This window comes from Corynebacterium appendicis CIP 107643 (assembly GCF_030408415.1).
Taxonomy (GTDB): Bacteria; Actinomycetota; Actinomycetes; order Mycobacteriales; family Mycobacteriaceae; genus Corynebacterium; species Corynebacterium appendicis.
Map to the genome: position 1 here is coordinate 171266 of NZ_CP046976.1, position 17960 is coordinate 189225.

17 protein-coding genes and 1 pseudogene are annotated in these 17960 nt (G+C 64.0%); 3 read left to right on the plus strand and 15 right to left on the minus strand.

Annotation, left to right across the window (positions count from 1 at the left end; translation table 11 throughout):
• Positions 1-42: 42 nt before the first annotated feature.
• Positions 43-1704: an AMP-binding protein gene (locus CAPP_RS00895; protein ID WP_076598118.1), complete on the minus strand. Its 1662-nt coding sequence runs from the start codon at positions 1702-1704 to the stop codon at positions 43-45.
• 333 nt (positions 1705-2037) lie between these two features.
• Between CAPP_RS00895 and CAPP_RS00900 the strand changes: the two genes are divergently transcribed.
• Genes CAPP_RS00900 through CAPP_RS00910 form a run of 3 tightly spaced genes read left to right on the plus strand, consistent with a single transcriptional unit; the run spans position 2038 to position 4654 of the window.
• A complete protein-coding gene (locus CAPP_RS00900) occupies positions 2038-2883 on the plus strand; it encodes a GDSL-type esterase/lipase family protein (RefSeq protein WP_084560461.1) in 846 nt (281 codons plus the stop codon).
• Between the two features lie 25 nt (positions 2884-2908).
• Positions 2909-4024 carry an S-(hydroxymethyl)mycothiol dehydrogenase gene (locus CAPP_RS00905; protein WP_076598116.1) on the plus strand — a complete coding sequence of 372 codons (1116 nt, stop codon included), beginning with the start codon at positions 2909-2911 and terminating at the stop codon, positions 4022-4024.
• Positions 4025-4033: 9 nt separating this feature from the next.
• On the plus strand, positions 4034-4654 hold the full coding sequence (locus tag CAPP_RS00910) for an MBL fold metallo-hydrolase (RefSeq protein WP_076598115.1): 621 nt from the start codon (positions 4034-4036) through the stop codon (positions 4652-4654).
• A 103-nt stretch (positions 4655-4757) separates the two neighbouring features.
• Here CAPP_RS00910 and CAPP_RS00915 read toward each other — a convergent pair whose 3' ends face one another.
• The 14 genes and pseudogenes from CAPP_RS00915 to CAPP_RS00980 all read right to left on the minus strand — a co-directional run bounded on the left by CAPP_RS00915 (position 4758) and on the right by CAPP_RS00980 (position 17869).
• Positions 4758-5639: a DsbA family protein gene (locus CAPP_RS00915; protein WP_234958668.1), complete on the minus strand. Its 882-nt coding sequence runs from the start codon at positions 5637-5639 to the stop codon at positions 4758-4760.
• A 27-nt stretch (positions 5640-5666) separates the two neighbouring features.
• On the minus strand, positions 5667-6050 hold the full coding sequence (locus CAPP_RS00920; RefSeq protein ID WP_076598114.1) for a DUF2304 domain-containing protein: 384 nt from the start codon (positions 6048-6050) through the stop codon (positions 5667-5669).
• Positions 6047-6748 (minus strand): polyprenyl-phospho-N-acetylgalactosaminyl synthase PpgS, encoded by a 702-nt coding sequence (gene ppgS, locus CAPP_RS00925; protein WP_076598113.1) that lies wholly within the window; start codon positions 6746-6748, stop codon positions 6047-6049. Before ppgS ends, CAPP_RS00920 begins: the two co-directional genes overlap by 4 nt.
• 10 nt (positions 6749-6758) lie before the next feature.
• Positions 6759-7625, minus strand: a complete 867-nt coding sequence (locus CAPP_RS00930; protein ID WP_327077535.1) for a glycosyltransferase — start codon at positions 7623-7625, stop codon at positions 6759-6761.
• Positions 7622-8491, minus strand: coding sequence for a glucose-1-phosphate thymidylyltransferase RfbA (gene rfbA, locus CAPP_RS00935; protein WP_076598112.1), 870 nt, complete (start codon positions 8489-8491; stop codon positions 7622-7624). Before rfbA ends, CAPP_RS00930 begins: the two co-directional genes overlap by 4 nt.
• 14 nt (positions 8492-8505) lie before the next feature.
• Positions 8506-9840, minus strand: coding sequence for a sugar nucleotide-binding protein (locus CAPP_RS00940; protein WP_076598111.1), 1335 nt, complete (start codon positions 9838-9840; stop codon positions 8506-8508).
• Positions 9841-9850: 10 nt separating this feature from the next.
• On the minus strand, positions 9851-10858 hold the full coding sequence (gene rfbB / locus CAPP_RS00945) for a dTDP-glucose 4,6-dehydratase (protein WP_076598110.1): 1008 nt from the start codon (positions 10856-10858) through the stop codon (positions 9851-9853).
• On the minus strand, positions 10855-12087 hold the full coding sequence (locus CAPP_RS00950) for a hypothetical protein (RefSeq protein WP_076598109.1): 1233 nt from the start codon (positions 12085-12087) through the stop codon (positions 10855-10857). The genes rfbB and CAPP_RS00950 overlap by 4 nt, the downstream gene beginning before the upstream one ends.
• A 12-nt stretch (positions 12088-12099) precedes the next feature.
• Positions 12100-13384, minus strand: a pseudogene (locus CAPP_RS11260) (Dyp-type peroxidase).
• A 23-nt stretch (positions 13385-13407) separates the two neighbouring features.
• Positions 13408-13614, minus strand: a complete 207-nt coding sequence (locus CAPP_RS00960) for a copper chaperone PCu(A)C domain-containing protein (protein ID WP_084560435.1) — start codon at positions 13612-13614, stop codon at positions 13408-13410.
• Positions 13566-14030, minus strand: a complete 465-nt coding sequence (locus tag CAPP_RS00965; protein WP_143313804.1) for a copper chaperone PCu(A)C — start codon at positions 14028-14030, stop codon at positions 13566-13568. The genes CAPP_RS00960 and CAPP_RS00965 overlap by 49 nt, the downstream gene beginning before the upstream one ends.
• Before the next feature lie 40 nt (positions 14031-14070).
• Complete coding sequence (locus CAPP_RS00970; RefSeq protein ID WP_076598107.1) at positions 14071-16062, minus strand: prolyl oligopeptidase family serine peptidase; 1992 nt, start codon at positions 16060-16062, stop codon at positions 14071-14073.
• Between the two features lie 44 nt (positions 16063-16106).
• A complete protein-coding gene (locus tag CAPP_RS00975) occupies positions 16107-17249 on the minus strand; it encodes an alpha/beta hydrolase (RefSeq protein ID WP_076598106.1) in 1143 nt (380 codons plus the stop codon).
• A gap of 479 nt (positions 17250-17728) precedes the next feature.
• Positions 17729-17869, minus strand: coding sequence for a hypothetical protein (locus CAPP_RS00980; protein WP_159437719.1), 141 nt, complete (start codon positions 17867-17869; stop codon positions 17729-17731).
• Positions 17870-17960 lie beyond the last annotated feature (91 nt).

Here is a 17960-nt window from a genome sequence, read left to right on the forward strand (position 1 = left end):
TCCCAGACTATACGCTGACCGTGGCACGAGTTTGCATGAAATCTAGTCGTCGCGGCGGGACTCGGGCAGGAACCGCGGCATCACCTTGCCGGTGGGGTTGCGGGGCAGGAAGTCGACGAAGTTGACGTCGCGGGGGATGGAGTGGTGTGCGAGTTTGTCGCGGACCCAGTCGCGGATGGCGTCGGCGGTGAGGCTGCGGCCGGCCTCGTCGTCGGAGCGGACGACCCAGACGGCGATGCGCTTGAAGGTCTCGTCGTCGTCCACGCCGCCGGAATAGACGTCGGCGACACCGGGCATCGGTTCGAGGGTCTCGGTGACGGACTGGGGGTGGACGTTCTCGCCGCCGATGATGATCATGTCGTCGTTGCGGCCGAGAACGTGGAGGCGCCCGAGTTCGTCGAAGTAGCCGCGGTCGCCCATTTCGATCAGGCCGTCGATCATGACCAGGGGAGTATCCGGGTTGGAGTAGCCTTTCAGGGCGGTCTCGTTGTTGAGGAAGATGCGGCCGGGTTGGCCTTGGGGGACTTCGTTGCCGGAGTCGTCATAAAGCTTGATTGTGCTGCCGGGCACGACACGGCCCGCGGCGGTGGGGTGCGCGACGATATCGTCGGCAGTGGCCACGGTGGCGAGCGAGAGTTCGGTGGAGCCGTAAATATTCGCCAGGATGGGGCCGAAGCGTTCGTGGACGCGCGCGACGACATCGGGGGTCAGTGCGTTGCCGGACGAGGCGATCCACTTGAGCGTCGAGGTGTCCCACTGCTCGTTGTCGGGCAGATCGAGCATCTGCTTGTAGAAGATCGGGGAGGAAATCAGCCCGTCGACGCGGAAATCCTGGATCTGCTTCATCGCGGTCGCGGGGTCGAATTCGCGTTGCGTGACGATCGTGGAGCGCGAGCCCAGCCCCACGAGCAGCGTCGCCCAGCCCCACGTGTGGAACATCGACGCAGATTGCAGCACCGTCTGGTTCGCGTACCACGGCACGGCGGATAGCAGCCCGGTCAGCACGAACGGCATCTTCGGCTCGGTGCGCAGAATGCCCTTCGGCACGCCGGTCGTGCCCGACGACATCAGCACGATGTCGCCTTGGGTCGGCAGGAGCGGAAGTTTCGGGAGGGCGGCATCAGAAGCAAGCAGCTTATCGACGCTACCCTCACCTTCCCCTCCATACCCCCACACCACAGCCACACCGTCCATGGCCGGGTGCTCGGCCGGGATGCGGTCGGCGAATTTGGCGTCGACGAACAGGACGTTGATGCCGTTTTCCTCGATGCAGCCCGCGAGCTGCTCCGGGGAGGACCCAATATTGAGCAGGAATGCCGCGCCGCCGGCGTAGCTCTTCGCCGCGAACGGGATGACGAAGTGGCGGCCGTTGCGCGCCATGATGCCGATGCGCAGCTCCTGCAGGCCGGCGTCGCGCTTGTGCTTGAGCAGCCACTGCGCCATTTTGCGGGAGGCGTCGCGAAGCTGCTGGTAGGTGAGGAGGCCGGAGTCGTCGATGAGCGCGGTGCGTTCCGGGCAGGAACGTGCGCCTTGCTCAACCTCGCGGGCGGCGGTGATGCCCCAGCGCGGCAGGTCGCCGAAGCCGCGGAAGAAGACACCCGGGCCGCCCTCAGAGCTGACGATGCGGCGCCGCACGATTAGCGACATTAGCTCTGCGAAAGCGCCGACGCGCTGGATGGGGGAGTAGCTGCTTTGGTTCACCATGGTTGCGTGTGTCCTTCGCTGTCGGGGGGAGTGTTCGAGTGGTGGTCGCGGCTGCGTTTGCCGTTTCTGTTCGCTGCGGCGGCCCCAGCTGGCATCCGTTGAATTCCAGTTGATATGGGTATCACATGGTTATCGTTTTGACGGGGATATTTTGTTAGATCAAATCGGCAAACTAGTGAACAGAGTTAACAATGAGATTATTGTGGCCTATGTGGTAGTTGGTTGTGTAACATCCGCTTCGGAAAATCCGACCACTTAACTGTGAGGCCATTTGCGCCGCCTGTGAAAAATACGTTCCCCCAGCCATTCCGACCAACAGAAAGTAGATGGATGATGCTCACCCGCACCCGCCGCCGCGTCACCGCCTTCGTTGTCGCCGCCTTGATGGGCGCCGGCATCGTCGCCGGGCCGGCCACCCCGAATGCTCACGCCGACAACGGCAACATGGTTATCTTCGGCGACTCCGTCATCGCGGACTCCCCGGCCCCCGAATACCTCAGCGCCCGCGTCGGCCTGCATCCGAACGGTAAGTCCGATCCAGCGCGCTGGTGCCCGACGAGCGGCAACAACTTCGGCAAGCAGGCCGCCCGCCGCCTGGGGCTGCAGCCACGCGACTACTCCTGCCCGGGTGCTGTGAGCATCTCCCCCGGCCCGAATATTTCCGCGCAGATCGACCGCGCGGTGCGCGAGCGCGGAGGGCTGGACAACGGCACCAAGCGGGTCGTCCTGCAGACCGGTTTCAACGACACCTACAACCACCGCGGCGTGCACCCGAACACGGTGCGCCGCGACTACGTGAACTTCATGCGCCCGCAGATCGACAAGATCCGCCGCGCCGCGCCGAACGCGCGCATCCAGATCGTCGGCTACCCGACGATCACCGGCGGCGACCGTGTCTGTCTCTTCCACATCGGCCCGAATATGTACGACGCCACCCCAATTCCGGAGGTCGCCTACTGGGAGGACCTCGCGCAGTGGATGAACCAGGACCTGGCGCGCGCGACGGGCACCCAGTTCGTGGATATGAAGCCGGGCACCGCCAAGCACGGCATGTGCGCGCGCGACGAGGACCGCGAATTCGCCGGTCTCATCGACTTCTACGCCGGCCCCGGCAACATGCCGATCCACGTGACGCAGCGCGGCCACGCCCGCCTGGCGGGCATCCTCGCAGCGTCCTAGAGAATATTTCCCTACGCTCGGGGGCATGACGAATAACGAGCAGCAGACCGAGCAAACAGTCAAGGGCGTCATCGCGCGAGAGAAGGGCGCGGACGTGGAGATCGCGGACATCGTGATCCCCGCTCCGGGCCCGAACGATGTCGTGGTCAAGGTACAGGCCACCGGCGTGTGCCACACGGACCTCGCGTACCGCGACGGTGATATCGAGGACGCATACCCGTTCCTCCTCGGCCACGAGACGGCCGGTGTCGTCGAGACCGTCGGCGCAGACGTCACCCACGTCGAGCCGGGCGACTTCGTCGTGCTCAACTGGCGCGCAGTGTGCGGCGAATGCCGCGCGTGCCGCAAGGGCGACACGAAGAATTGCTTCAACACCCACAACGCATCGAAGGGCATGACGCTTACCGACGGCACCGAGCTCACCCCCGCCCTCGGCATCGGATCATTCGCCGAGAAGACCCTCGTGCACGAAATGCAGTGCACCAAAGTGAACCCGGATGAGGACCCGGCTGCCGCAGGTCTTCTCGGCTGTGGGATCATGGCCGGCCTCGGTGCCGCGGTGAACACCGGTGAGGTGCAGCGCGGAGAAACCGTCGCTGTCTTCGGCTTGGGCGGAGTCGGCCTGGCAGCCGTCGCAGGAGCGGCGTTGGCGGGGGCGGTGAAGGTGATCGCGGTGGACGTCGATAAGCGAAAGTGCGATGCCGCCGCGAAATTCGGCGCGACCGACGCTATCTGCAGCAAAGACATGAGCGAAGGTGAGGTCATCGACCGCGTCCGCGAGCTCACCGGCGGCTTCGGCCCCGACGTGACCATCGATGCCGTCGGCATCCAGCCCACCTGGCGCCAGGCGTTCTACTCCCGCGACCTCGCCGGACGCATGGTCATGGTCGGCGTGCCCAACCAGACCGACCACGTGGACATCCCCGCCATCGACCTCTACGCCCGCGGCGGCTCCATCAAACCCGCCTGGTACGGCGACTGCCTGCCGGAACGCGATTTCCCCACCTACGTCGACCTTCACCTGGACGGGCGGTTCCCGCTCGGCGAATTCGTCTCTGAGCGCATCGGCCTCGGCGATATCGAAGGCGCATTCACCAAGATGAAGCAGGGCGACGTGCTGCGCTCTGTCGTGGAATTTTAAGGAGCACCCATGAAGATTGAAAACGTGGTCACATCCGGCCTGTTCAAGCTCGACGGCGGCGAATGGGAGGTGGACAACAACGTCTGGATCGTCGGCGACGACTCTGAGGTGCTCATCATCGACGCTGCGCACGACGCCGAAGCCATCGCAAAGGTGGTGGGGGACCGAAAGGTCTCGGGCATCATAGCGACCCACGGCCACAACGACCACGTCGACGCCGCGCCACTTTTAAGCAAGCTTGTCGACGCCCCCGTCTACCTCCACCCCGGCGACGACATGCTCTGGGGCGAAGCCAACCCTTCCGAGCCCTTCGAGCCGCTTTCCGACGGCCAGGTCTTCCACATCGCCGGCACCGAGCTCAAGGTGCTGTCCACTCCCGGACACTCGCCCGGCTCCGTCGTCCTCTACGCCGAGGAAGCCGGCGAGCTCTTCTCCGGCGACACCCTCTTCCAGGGCGGGCCGGGGGCGACAGGACGCAGCTTCTCGTCCTTCGACACCATCATCGAGTCCCTGCAGAAGTCGGTGCTGGACCTTCCGGCTGAGACCGTTGTGCGCACCGGCCACGGCGACAACACCACCGTCGGCGACGAGGCCCCGCACCTCGAGGAATGGATCCGCCGCGGCTACTAGCCCCGAAACCGCCAGCCGGTGCCGCCGCGGCTACCAGTTCGCCGCCCCCCCTCTCCTCCAGCGAGAGGAGAGGGGGGCGGCAGGGGGATCGTCGATAAGCGGGCTAGCTCGTCGTTTTCTGCAACTCTGCGTTGATGACCTTGCGGAAATCCTCGACGGGCAGCGCCCCGCCGATGAACTCGTCGTTGACGATGAAACCCGGCGTGCCCGTAATGCCCAGGCCCTGCGCGTAATCGAGGGCCTCCGCGATCGCGTCGTCGTACTTGTCGCTTTCCGCGTCCTCGCGAAACTTATCGATGTCCGGCACCCCCGCGGCCTCCGCGAAACGCACGAAATCCTCGATGCCGTACCCCGGGTGGCCCTCCACCTGGACGGCCTCCTCGAAATACGCCTTCTTGTAATCCGCGAACTTGCCTTGCTCCGCCGCCGCGCGGCCCGCACGCGCCGCAGCCTGCGCCGCGTCGCCGTTGATCGGCATGTCGTTCCACTCAATGCGCACGTAGCCGGTGTCCACGTACTCCTTGATCAACTCCGGCTCAGTCTCATTCGCGTGGCGGATGCAGAACGGGCATTCCCAGTCCGTGAACTCCGCGATCACCACTGGCGCATCCACGGCACCCACTGCGAACGGGTCGTTCGGATCGCGGCGCGCCGAATTCGAAATGTCCTGCCGCGATGTGATCTCCGAGCCCGGCCCGTGAATCAGCGCCGCTTCCTCGCTCGCTTCCGGCTCCGCGAAATCCGTGCCCGGCTTCGCATCCTTAGGGATCTCCGTCACGGGAACCGAATTCTCCTTCTCCGGCAGCTCGCCTGCGGCCAGCGCATCCACCGCGCGGTCGTAACCGTAGTTCTCGCCCACGATGAAGCCGCCGACGCCCGTGCCCAGCGCCAGCACTGCGGCAAACGCCCACATCAAAGGCGGGACCTTCGCCCCGCCGCGATTCGTGTCGGTGTCGTTGGTGGAATCGGCAGACTTCGCGCTCACGGGCACCGAGTTTAGTCCGCCGTAGCCTTAGCGCTCGTCTCGGGCCTGCGTGCTCGGACCCTCGTGCGTGGTGCCTGTCCGCGGTGCCGGCGGAACCGCATTCTGAAGCGCCACCGCCCGCGCGAGACGTGCGTACCGCAGCTCCTGCTCGCGGAACCGCACCCACGTGGACATGGTGGTAAAGAAGAAGGCGATGATGAGCGTGTACAGCATCAAGTCGGTGCCGCGGTCGACGCCGAGCCAGTTCGCCACGACGGTGACGTCGTCGGGGCGCAGGATCGCCCACACCGCCGCGATGACCAGCACGACGAAGCCGATCTTCACCCACGCCTTCGCGTTGGCTTTCTTGCGGTTGGTGAAAAAGTACAGCACGAGCGCGAACGCGGCGAGCAGCAGCAGGATCTGGATCATGGGAGCCTCCTGGCGACGAGTCCGTCGGCGAGAATATTCACGCCGTTGACCAGCGACTGGCCCTTCGACATGGAGTAGTCGGTGTACAGAATGTCGACAGGCTCCTCCGCGACGCGCCAGTTCAGCTTGTCCATCATCGCGACGATCTCGGAGGCGTGTGACATCCCGTTCATACGGATATTCATCTCTGCGGCGACTTTGGCGTTGAAAGCGCGCAGGCCGTTGTGGGCATCGGTGAGGCCGAGCTTGCGGTTGCGCGGGGACAAAAACACGACGGTCTTGAGCACGACGCGCTTGATCCACGGGACGTTGTCGGTTCCGGCGCCGTCGGCAAAGCGCGTGCCGACGACAATATCCACCGGCTCCGTCCTCAGCCTCTCCACCATGCGCACGACATCAGCCACCTGGTGCTGCCCGTCAGCGTCGAAGGTGACGAAATAGCGCGCCCCCGGCTGCGCCCGCGCATACTCCACGCCCGTCTGGATCGCCGCGCCCTGGCCCAGGTTGACAGGGTGGTTGACCAGGTGTGCGCCGGCCGCATGGATCTCGGCGGCGGAGTTGTCGGCGGAGCCATCGTTGACCGCGACGATATTCGGAAATGTTTGCAGGGCGTTGCGCAGCACATCACCGATGACGGGGCCTTCGTTGTAGCAGGGAACGACGAGCCACGTGTCGTCGAAGGCGCGCTGCGAAGTCATGAACGCGACTCTAGTCCCCGCGGTGGAACAGCCGCGAGTACACGCGCCGCATCACACCCAAGGGAAGCGCGCGGTACAGATTGCGCGCCACATAATTCGCCGCAGCACGCGGGCGCGAGACCAGCCCGTAGCTTACGAGCGCGCGCTGCATGGCGCGCTCCGCACGCCGGGTTTCGGGCGTTGTGCGGCGTTTCATCTGGGCGTCGCCCACACGGAAGTAGGTCAGTGGTTCCGGCAGGTTGTGCAGCTTCTTCCCGCCGGCGATGAGGCGCGCCCACAGGTCGTAGTCCTCCATGTTGTGCATGGGGCGGTAGCCGCCGACCTTGCGCACGTCGGCTGTGCGCATGAGCACGGACGGGTGGTTCAGCGGTGAGTTGATTGTCGCGTACCGCGCGATCGCGTCGTGGGTTTCGGGCAGCCGCCGGACGCTACCGAGGGTGTCGCCGTCGAATTCCTGCATGGCGGTGCCCACCACCGCGATCTCGGGGTGCGCGGCCATGAACGCGAGCTGTTTTTCCAGGCGCTCGGGATACGCGGCGTCGTCGGAGTCGAGGCGCGCCACGAATTCGGTGTCCACTTCCGCCAAGCCTTCGCGCAACGCGGTGCCGAGCCCCCGGTTTTCAGGCAACGTCACGGTGTCCACAGAAGCAAGAAGCTTATCGACGTCCCCTCCCACCGGCCCGTCCCTTACCACCAGCACCCGCTCCGGCGGACGTGTTTGGGCCTCGATGCTGTCCAAGGCGTGCTTGAGTTGTTCTGCCGTGGTGTTGCGGTAGACCGACATGAGGACGGTGACCGCGCCGGGACGCAGATCGGGTTGCGGCTCGGGTCTCTGGCCGGGGCCCTGGGCGGGGCGAAAGTCGGGTGTGCTGGTCATGGGCGCTCCCGGGCGGCGTCGAGAAGGTACCGGCCGTAGCCGGATTTCAGCATCGGCTCGGCGAGTTTTTCCAGAGCAGCAGCGCCGATGAAGCCCTCGCGGAACGCTGCGACCTCGGGGGAGCCGATGACGGTGCCGGTGCGCTTCTGGATCACCTCGACATACGCGCTGGCCTCGCTCATCGAGTCGATGGTGCCGGTGTCCAACCACACGTCGCCGTGGTGCAGACGGTGAACTTTGAGGTCGCCGCGCTGCAGGTAGGCCTCGTTGACACTAGTGATCTCGAGTTCGCCGCGTGCGCTCGGGGTGATCGTCTTCGCGATCTCCACCACGTCGTTGTCGTAGAAGTACAGTCCCACCACCGCGAAATTGGACTGCGGGTCAGCCGGCTTTTCCTCGATGGCGGTGGCGGTGCCGTGCTCGTCGAAGCTGACCACGCCGTAGCGTTCCGGGTCGGAGACTTCGTAGGCGAAGATGGCGCCGCCCGTTGGGTCGTACGCCTCGCTCATCAGTCGGGAGAGTTCTGCGCCGTCGAAGATGTTGTCACCCAGGACGAGCGCTACGGAGTCGTCGCCGATGAAGTCTTCCCCGATGATGAATGCCTGGGCGAGCCCGTCGGGGGAGGGCTGGACGGCGTATTCGATCATGAGGCCGAGGGCGGAGCCGTCGCCAAGCAGGCGCTTGAATGCGTCCTGGTCCTCGGGCGTGGTGATGATCAAGATCTCGCGGATCCCCGCGCTGATCAGCGTGGACAGCGGGTAGTAGATCATCGGCTTGTCGTAAATCGGCATCAGCTGCTTGGAGATGCCTTTTGTGATCGGGTACAGCCGCGTGCCCGATCCACCGGCGAGAATGATGCCTTTCATGGTTGGGATTCTAGCTAGCCGATGTACAGGGCGAGTGCCACGCGCCAGTTCGTCGGGGTGAATCCGGTGGCTTCGATTTTGTCCAGCGTGAGCGTCGATTCGGCGGGCCGTGGCGCCTCGGGGCCGAATTCGGCCTGGTAGTCCGCGGAGCTCACCGGGTGTACATCGGCGGGGTCGGCGCCGGCGGCGACGAAGACAGCCATGGCGATCTCGTCGCGCGTCGCCGCATCGCCGCTGGAGGTGATGTTGTAAATCCCGTAGTCCGCGCCCGTATCCAGCAGATGCACGATGCCTTTCGCGAGGTCCTCCGCCCACGTCGGACGCCCGCGCTGATCGTTGACCACCTTCGGCGACACACCCTTGTGCGCGAGGCGCCCCATCGTGGCCATGAAGTTGCCGCCGTCGCCGAAGACCCAGCTCGTGCGCACAACATAGTGCCTCGCCGCCGCGGCAGCCGCAGCTTCACCCGCGCTTTTCGACGCCCCGTACACCCCCAACGGACTCGGCACCTCCCCTTCGGTGTGCTCCGCCACCGTCCCGTCGAAGACGTAGTCGGTGGAGACATTCACGAGTGTCAGGTCGAACCGGTTGGCAATCTGCGCCAACTTTGCGGGGCCGAGGGCGTTGACTTCCCACGCAGCAGTCCTACCTCCCGGCGTTTGCGCTCCATTGACATCGTTGAATGCCGCCGCATTGATAATCGCCGAATACTGCGACCAGTCCCGGCTCTCCAGCATTGTCTCCACTGGCCAAGTCAGATCGAACTCTTCGTGTCCGCAGAAATCCGCGTCCGGCAAGATGCCCCGCAGAGCACGGCCCAACTGACCATTTGCCCCGAGGATGAGGGGGCGGCGGGGAGGGACGGGGGAAGCGTCGATAAACGGTGGATGGGCGTTGTCTTTCGCGGAAACTTCTGTGGGCTCGAGCGGCCAGTCGATCTCCTTGTACGAGCAGAATGCGTATTGCGCGTGCGGCGACCAGCGCGCATTGCACAAGTAGATGTACGTCGTGGCGTCCTCGAGCGCCTGGAAACCATTCGCCACCCCGCGTGGCACGAACACCGCCGTATCGGGGCCGATCTCGCAGCCGAATGTCTCGCCGTACGTCGCGGACCCTTCGCGCATGTCCACCCACGCGCCGTACACGCGCCCCGTGGCCACCGAGACGTACTTGTCCCACGGCTCCGCGTGCATCCCGCGCGTCGCGCCTTTTGCGGTGTTGAAGCTGACGTTGTTCTGCTCCACGCGCAGCGGCGGCGTACCCGCCCAATTCTCCTTGAACCACCCGCGGTTATCCCCGTGAACCGTGAGCTTATGGACCGTCAGCCCCTCGATGCGCGTTGCCGTCATGCCCGCCACCTTACTGGCCGCGCGCCGTGTAGCCCTGCTCAACTGCGTCCTTCGCGCCGCGCCACCACGCCGCGTTGTCGCGGTACCACGCGATCGTCTGTTCCAGGCCCTCGCGCATCGAGCGCTTCTGCGGCCTCCAGCCGAGCTCACGTGCGAGTTTCGACGCGTCCATCGCGTACCGCTGATCGTGCCCCGGACGGTCCGCGACATGCTCATACTCGCCGCCCATCAACTCGCAGATCAGCTCGATGATCTCCTTATTCGAATGCTCGCCGTCGGCGCCGATGTTGTATGTCTCGCCTTTTCGGCCGCGCTCCAGGATCGCGAGCACCGCGTCGTTGTGGTCGTCCACGTGAATCCAGTCGCGCACCTGCTCGCCCGTGCCGTAGAGCTTCGCCGGGCGGCCCGTCAGCAGATTCGTGATCTGCCGCGGAATGAATTTCTCCACATGTTGGTACGGGCCGTAATTATTCGAGCAATTCGATATCGTCGCGTCGATCCCGAACGACCGCACCCACGCGCGAACCAGGTGGTCCGAGCCGGCCTTCGTCGCGGAATACGGCGACGACGGGCGGTACGGGGTCTCCTCCGTGAACCGCTTCGCCTCGTCGATGGCGAGGTCGCCGAAGACCTCGTCCGTCGAGATGTGATGGAACCGGTTGCCGTACTTGCGCACCGACTCCAACAGCGTGAAGGTGCCCACCAGATTCGTCTGCACAAAAGGCGACGGGTCGCGCAGCGAGTTGTCGTTGTGCGACTCCGCCGCGAAATGCACCACCGTGCCCGCATCCGCGCACAGCTTATCGACGAGTGATTGATCCTCCACCCTGCCTTCGACCAGCTCGACCCTGTCCTCGTCGAGACCCGCCAGATTCTCCGCGTTGCCCGCGTACGTCAAGGCCTCCAACACCACGATCTTTGTTTCCGGCTGGCGGTGCGCCACCATGCGCACGAAATTCGCGCCGATGAAACCGGCGCCGCCGGTGACTAGCATCCTGTCCGCAGAGGGAGTTGTCATGCGGCCATCTTATCGTGGCTCGCGGATAAGCCGATGACGTGCACCAATGCTCCTGTGAGAGGTCCGGCCATCAATGCCACGATCACTGTTGCGGCCACATCGGTGCCGGCGAGCGTGGGCAACACAAAGAGGAGTGCGAACGTTGAAGCAGAGCCGATGAGCCAGCCCGCGACGTACCAGCCGTGCAATTCGAGTGCTAGGACCGCGGTGCCGGTGATGATGAGCGCCCCCATCACCGCTGAGGCGAACGTAAGCAGACCGAGAGGAATGCCGGGAACGAAGAGTTCGGACGGGAAGAATGCCCGCAAAATCGCCGGTCCCATCAACCATGCCGCAACGAATCCGAGCGCACCGACAGCCAGCATGGCGACAATTGGCCGGATAAGCGAAGAGTAGATACGTTCCCGGTTGGTCACAAACCGCACGACCAAGGCCGACTGGAAGCGTTGGAGGGGAACGAGGACGGGTGCGCGCGTGAGCAAGACCGCTTGGTTGATAGCTGCGACCACTGCACCGGCACCGGGATCCACGGCGGGGAAAGCGAGCTTGACCACCATAGGGAAACCGGTGATGAGAGTTGCCGAGGCCCCTGTAGCCACAACAGCTGCGAGAACGCGATGGGTGAACTTTGAGCGGTCCGCGTCTAGGGCAACTCGGATCTGACCCCGGGCCCGCGGGGATGCCGCCAGAATGAGTGTCCACGTGAGGGCGCCGATCACGGTGATGAGCAGGAACGCGTGCAGCCCGAAACCCGCCGCCCATGCGATACCAGCGAGTACAAGACGGATTCCGGAATCGAAAGCAACGAGTGCCGCGTACTGGTTCCACAATTGAACGCCGCTCAATATGCCCGACAAGACAGCTTGAAAGACATAACTGCACAGGCCGAAGATCAACAGCCCGGTGGCCACCCCCGGCGACAATGGCACGAGCTGGCCCATGAAAAGCACACCCAACACCAAGGCCAACACTGTAACGACGGCCGCGATGACACCACCTAACCGCCACGGGTTCGCAGTACCTGCGACCCCACTCGTGCGGGCGGAGGAGACTGCCCGGGTAGTCTCCTGGGTGATGCCGTCGATAAAGCCTGCGGACGCGAAGAAGAGGCTCCAATAAGCCTGGAAGTAGAGCATCTGGGTCCCGGCATCAAGAGTCCAGGACGCGACCCAGAGGACCACGAACCCGGAGAGCGCCGCGAACACCGTCGCGAATGACAGAGCCTTCATCGTGGGCTGATCTTAGCCCTCAAGCAGCTCCTGGCCCCAGTACTCCCCGTCACGGGTCCCGCGCGGGATAGCGAACACTGCGGATCCAATGTGGGAGATCCACTCGTTCAGGCGGTCGGACTCGTCGAGACGCTTCTGGATCGGGTCGAACTGCTTCAGCGGGTTCTTCTGGAAGCAAATGAACATCTGCCCCGCGTTTGACGTCCCACGCGTATCTGGCCCGGGTGGCATGTCGTAATTGTAGGGGCGGCGGAAAATACGCTCCGCAGGGTCATGTGAAAAAGCCCTAGCCATGTGGGAGCTCGGGTCAATGACGGGCAGCCCGTATTCATCACGGGCCTCGAAGTCGGGCTCGTCGAATTCATCCTCACCGGTTAGGGGCGCACCGGTGTCCAATGTCCGGCCGACCGAGACTTCTCGGGAAGGGCGGTCGAGGATGTCCCATTCGTCGAGAAGCATTGCGATGCGCCGCACCACCATCGCGGTGCCGCCTTGAATCCACGAGGGGCCGTCGGTAATCCAGACCACGTCGCCGAAATCCTCAACGGGCGGGGTTACCTGAACCGTCGAGTTGGCCGAAAAGGTTGCGCGGAGTCTCACCCTGTTCGATGGAGCCACGGGCGTGCAGGAAGCCGTCTTGGATCCATGCGACATCGAGGTAGCTGCGCGCAGTCTTGGTCATGAAGCGGGATGCGTGCGAGACCGTGAACCGATCGTCGGCGCAGATTTGCAGGCAGAGGTCGCCGCCAGACCATTCGTCGCGGAGCTCATCGAGGGAGTACTTGGGGAGGTCCTCCAGCCAGTCCGGCGCCTCGAGGCCGAGTTTATCCAGAAAGCTGTGGCCGAACCCGACCGTGATGGTCAGGTTTGCCGTGGCGACCATGTTTTCCGGCTCGAGGTCGGCGAGGCCCGCCAGGCCTGAGCACATCCGCCGTGCGTCATCGGTCCACAGGCGCAGGAGACGACGCGCGTCTTCGACAGTCTCTCTGCCATCCCTCAGGTTGAACGCGATGAGCTTGTTGAATGCCTGCTCAGGCGCGGCAATGCCGGCTTGGTGTGCGCCGTCAAAGTCAACCCGCGAGTCAGCCAGGTACGCGTCGGCCTCTTCGTTCATGCCTTGCCCGGGCCACGCATCCTTTTGTTTGTCGACGTTCGCACCACGGTCCTTCTCAACCCCCTCATTCGCGCATGCCGACGCCCCCGCAGCCACCACTCCAGCAGCGCCGGCAATTCCTGCGCCGTGCAAAAACTGGCGGCGGGTCGGTTGGGAGGTGCGGGGGCGGGGGTTGTCCGTCATGGTTCCTTCGTGGTTAGTGGCTGCTAGTGGTTGTGGCCTCCGCGGTCTCCACCGTAATTCTCCTCGCCGGAGGGTTGCTCGCGCACGGGGATCTGGAGGCTCAGGACGGAACCGTCGTCGGTGGTGATCTCAACCTCGAAGATTTCACCGGCGGGGATGGCGTCGGCGTAGTTCATGATCATCAGGTGGTCGTCGCCGGGGACGAGCTCGTACGTGTCGCCCGCAGCAATGGTGAAGCCGTCCGGTTTTCCCGCATAATGCCGTCGACGACTTCGTGCAGCTCAGTGCTTGCACCCTCGAGAGACGGAACTGCGAAGGATCTGACGGCGATCTCCTTGTCGGAGGTGTTCTTCAGGGTGCCGAAGCACGCCGTCATGTCAGAGTGTTTCTCGTCCAGCTCGGTGGCGTGCTCCAAAGCTGCTTCGCCGTCGGCGGCGGGCTTGGCGCGGCAGTAGCCGTCGACGAGCTCAAGGGCGGAGTTCGCGGAGGCAGCGGCGGCTTCAGACGCAGTGGAGTCGGCGGGGTCAGCCGAGTCTGCCGCTGTGGTGTTGTCCGCCGCAGTTTCTGTCTCGGTGCTGTCGCCGCACGCTGCCAAGGCAAGAGAGCCAGCGCAGAGCACTGCCGCGCGAGCAATCGTCTTCCTCATGGTGGAGTCTTTCCCGTGGAGTAACTGGAGACTTGAGACATCAGTCGGAAGCTTGATGCGGAGAGTTCCCGATTTGTTTTTCAAGCCATGTGTAGATGAGCGATTCCACCCGCGCCACCTGCTGGTTGTCGGCTGCTCCAGCGTGACCACCGGCGGTGTTCTCGAAGTAATCGACCGGTTGCCCGGCCTTCGCAATGGCGAGAGCGAACGCGCGGGCATGGGCTGGGTGGACGCGGTCGTCGCGGGTGGATGTGGTCACCAACGCCGGCGGATACGCAGGCGAGGAAGTGACATTGTGGAGTGGCGACCACGTCTCAATCGCCGCACGTTCCCCCGGCGTGTCTGGGTCCCCGTACTCTGCTATCCAGGACGCTCCAGCCAATAGCGTGTGATAGCGCAGCATGTCGGTCAACGGCACCTGAATCACGGCCGCGCCGAACAGGTGCGGATACTGCACCAGCGCTCCCGAGGTCAGAAGGCCGCCATTGGAGCCGCCTCGGATCGCTAGCCGCTCCGGCGTGGAATAACCGCGGGCGACAACGTCTTCGAGCACCGCCCGGTGGTCCTCCCACACCTTGTGCCGGTTGGTCTTGACCACCTGCGAGTGCCACTCCGGGCCGAACTCTCCGCCACCGCGCAGGTTGGGCTGGACAAAGTAGTAGCCATTCTCCAACCAGGAGATTCCGCGAACGGCGGAGTATCCTGGGGTGAGCGACACCTCGAAGCCGCCGTATCCGCCGACCAACGTCGGTTGCGGGCCACGGGAGAAATCGCCCGTGATGAAGTAGGGGATCTTTGTTCCGTCGGAGGAGACGGCCCAGTGTTGGCGGGTTTGAAGGCCGGGAGCATCGAAAAGCGCGGGTGCTTGGCGCACCACCTCACCGTCACGAAGCAGGGTCGAAGGGGTGGTGAACGACGACACGTTAATCCAAGTCTCGTCGCCGTCGAGTGGGCTTGTGGCCACGACTGACGCCGTCGCGGCGTCTGGGAGTTCAACTTCGGAACGATCCCAGGTACCCAACTCGAAGCGGACTATGCGCGTGACCACGTCGTCCAGCACAGTCAACAAGAGGGTTGTCGCAGTGATGGAGAGGTCTTCAATGGGGAGGTCGTCGATAAGCGTGCGCATGTTGCGCTCACCCGCGAGGAAGCGCTCCAGCTCGATCACTGCGAGCGCACCCGCGGGCACTCCTGCGAACTCGGTGCGGGGGAGCAGGAACAGCCATTGCTTGTGGGGGACGACGATGCAATCCTCGGGGACGTCCACAGGGGTGTCGCCGATGAACGTCTTCGCGGTGTAGAAGTCCAGGGCGCGCTCGAATATCACGCGCTCGTAGCCCGGGGTGTGGTCCACGCGGGCGCCGACGGCGACATCGCTGCGCTTGCCGCGGAACACCACCGGGGCATCCTCGATGGCGGTTCCGCGGGACCATTCGCGTACTTCAACGGGGTAGCCGGACTGCGTCACTGACCCGGCGCCAAGATCGGTGCCTACCAGCAGTGTGTCGCGGTCCAGCCAGCTCACGTCGGATTTCGCTTCTGGGAGCGTGAAACTTTCGTTGCGGGCTTCGTTGAGGAATGTTCGTGAGTCGATGTCGAATTCACGCACCACTACTGCGTCCGCGCCGCCGCGGGAGAGCCGGATCAGCGCCCGGTCGTTCGCAATGGGCCTGACCACAGCGCCTTTCCACACCCAGTCCTCGTCTTCGTCGCGGGCGAGCTTATCGACGTCTACCAGTACCTCCCACTCATCATGGCCCTCCTCATAACTCTCGGGGGTGGTGCGGCGCCATATTCCCCGCGGGTGCTCGCGGTCGCGCCAAACGTTGTAGAGGAAACCGCCGCGCCGGGTGACGTACGGGATCTTGTCATCAGTGTCCAAAGCATCCCGGATCCTCGCTGCGAGCTGCTTGTCCTGAAAGTTTGCCTCCGTCCGATCCGACCACGCACCCGCCCACGCCAACGCTTTCTCGCCTGTGATGTGGTCCAGTTCTGTTGGGTCGATAGACAGATCGGGGGCGTTAGAGGTCATACAGACAACACTAACGACCCCGGGGGTACGAGCCGAATGGCAGGCTACTTGTCGAATGCCGGCTTGATGGTCTTGAACCAGGAGTTCTCCAAATCCTTGCGCCAGTCCGGCCAGGAGTGGGTACCCACGTTGCGGAACTCGTAGTGGGCCGGGATGTTCAGGCTGTTCAGCTTCGCCCTCAGGTCGTGGTTGCAGGTGTTGATGGCGGCCTCAATCACACCGCCCTCGACCTGGAGTACCATCGCGCCGGCATAAGCTTCCGGGACCGAGGCGCCTTTACCGACCAAGGTGGAAACCATGTCATTCTCCGACGCCAGGCCCGTGGCGGTGGAGACGTACAGTTCGGTGCCGCGCAGCTTCTCGGCGTTCACCAGTGCGTCGTTCGCGCGGTTGTACTGGCCGCCCATCGGGCCCCACATCTGCTCCGGGGTGACCGTCTGGTAGTTTGCCTGGGCGCCGGCGCCGCGGTTCACGGTCAGGCGGGCGAAGTTGTACCCAGCCGGGCTAGAAGTGGCAGCGCAGCCGGAGAAGGATGCGGCGGCATCGTAGAAGCCGGGCACCTTGGTCGGCAGGACCAGCGCGGAGGTGCCGGACATGGAGAACCCGACGACGGCACGGCGGCTGTCCGCCTCCAGACGCTTCTCGATCGGCCCCGGCAGCTCCTTCGTCAGGAAGGTCTCCCACTTCTGCGGGCCGCGGAAGTACGCGGCATCCGGGGTGTCCAGCCAGTCTGTGTAGTAGGAAAACGCGCCCTCCATCGGGATGACCACGTTCACGCCCTTGTCGGCGTAGAACTTCTGGGTCTCGGCGTAGGTCAGCCAGTCATTGTTCTGCTCCGCACCGCCGGCACCGTTCAGCAGGTAGATCGTCGGGGCGTCTTTGACCGGCTGGCCCTGCGCGTCGCGCGCCGGGATGACGGCGACCGGGATGTCGCGGCCCATGGACGGGGAGTGAACCCAGAAAGCCCAGACCTTGTCGTGGTCTACCTCGTGAACCCACTTTGCGGTTTCGCCGGTGCTGATCGCCTTCGGGGCCTGGTTGGCGTCCCAGTTCTTGACCTCGACCACCGGAGCTTGGCCGTCCGCTTCAGCTGCCGAAACCTGAGCGGCTTGAGCGATGGACGGGGTGGCGCCGAGCGCGAGCGACGTCGCGGCCGCAACTGCGAGGGCTGAGCGGAGGAGCTTCATGGGCGTTTCCTTACTAATGGTCCGTTAGCTTCAACCTTGTTATTCGCTTGAAGCGTTATGGGTGTTACTGGGGGATTACACTTAGAACGCTTTGACTTTAACTGTGCGACACTCGGTCCACAAGCGGAAAACGTTACCGTTGTGGCAAAAGATAATCATGTTAAAGTACGTTTCGACGTAACAACACCAGCTAAATCCCCGACAAAATTCTCAGAATCGCACGCTCAGCCCGAAAGGACGCATTACCATGAACCTCAATCCCATCGAGCAAGCCCAGCTAGCTATTAACGAGTTTCTGGGTGGCCTGATCCACGCAGGCTCCTCGACCTCTTCGCAGATTGCCCTCACCTTGGGAATGTTCTAAAACGCGAACGCCTCGTTGCACGTTCAGTGGGGCGACCTCGACGAGGGGGGAGGTACCTGCAGGTACCTCCCTTTTTTGGTGTTTGTCGCTTTGTTCTAGGAGCACGACGAACGAGTTAAAGAGCCTGGGGTGTGACAGGCGCGTTCTGGTTCGAGCCGTTCGCATTCCACGAGTTCATTGGCGTCAGGTCCTCGTCCCCGGCAAAATCGTCGCCGAGCAGGGCCGGGCCGATGACGGTGTTCCAGGAACGCTGCATGTCATCCTTCCAGACCGGCCAAGAGTGCGTTCCAGCGTGCTTGAACCCGGAGGGGCGGGATGCCCATGGTGACGGAGCCAGTGGCGATAGC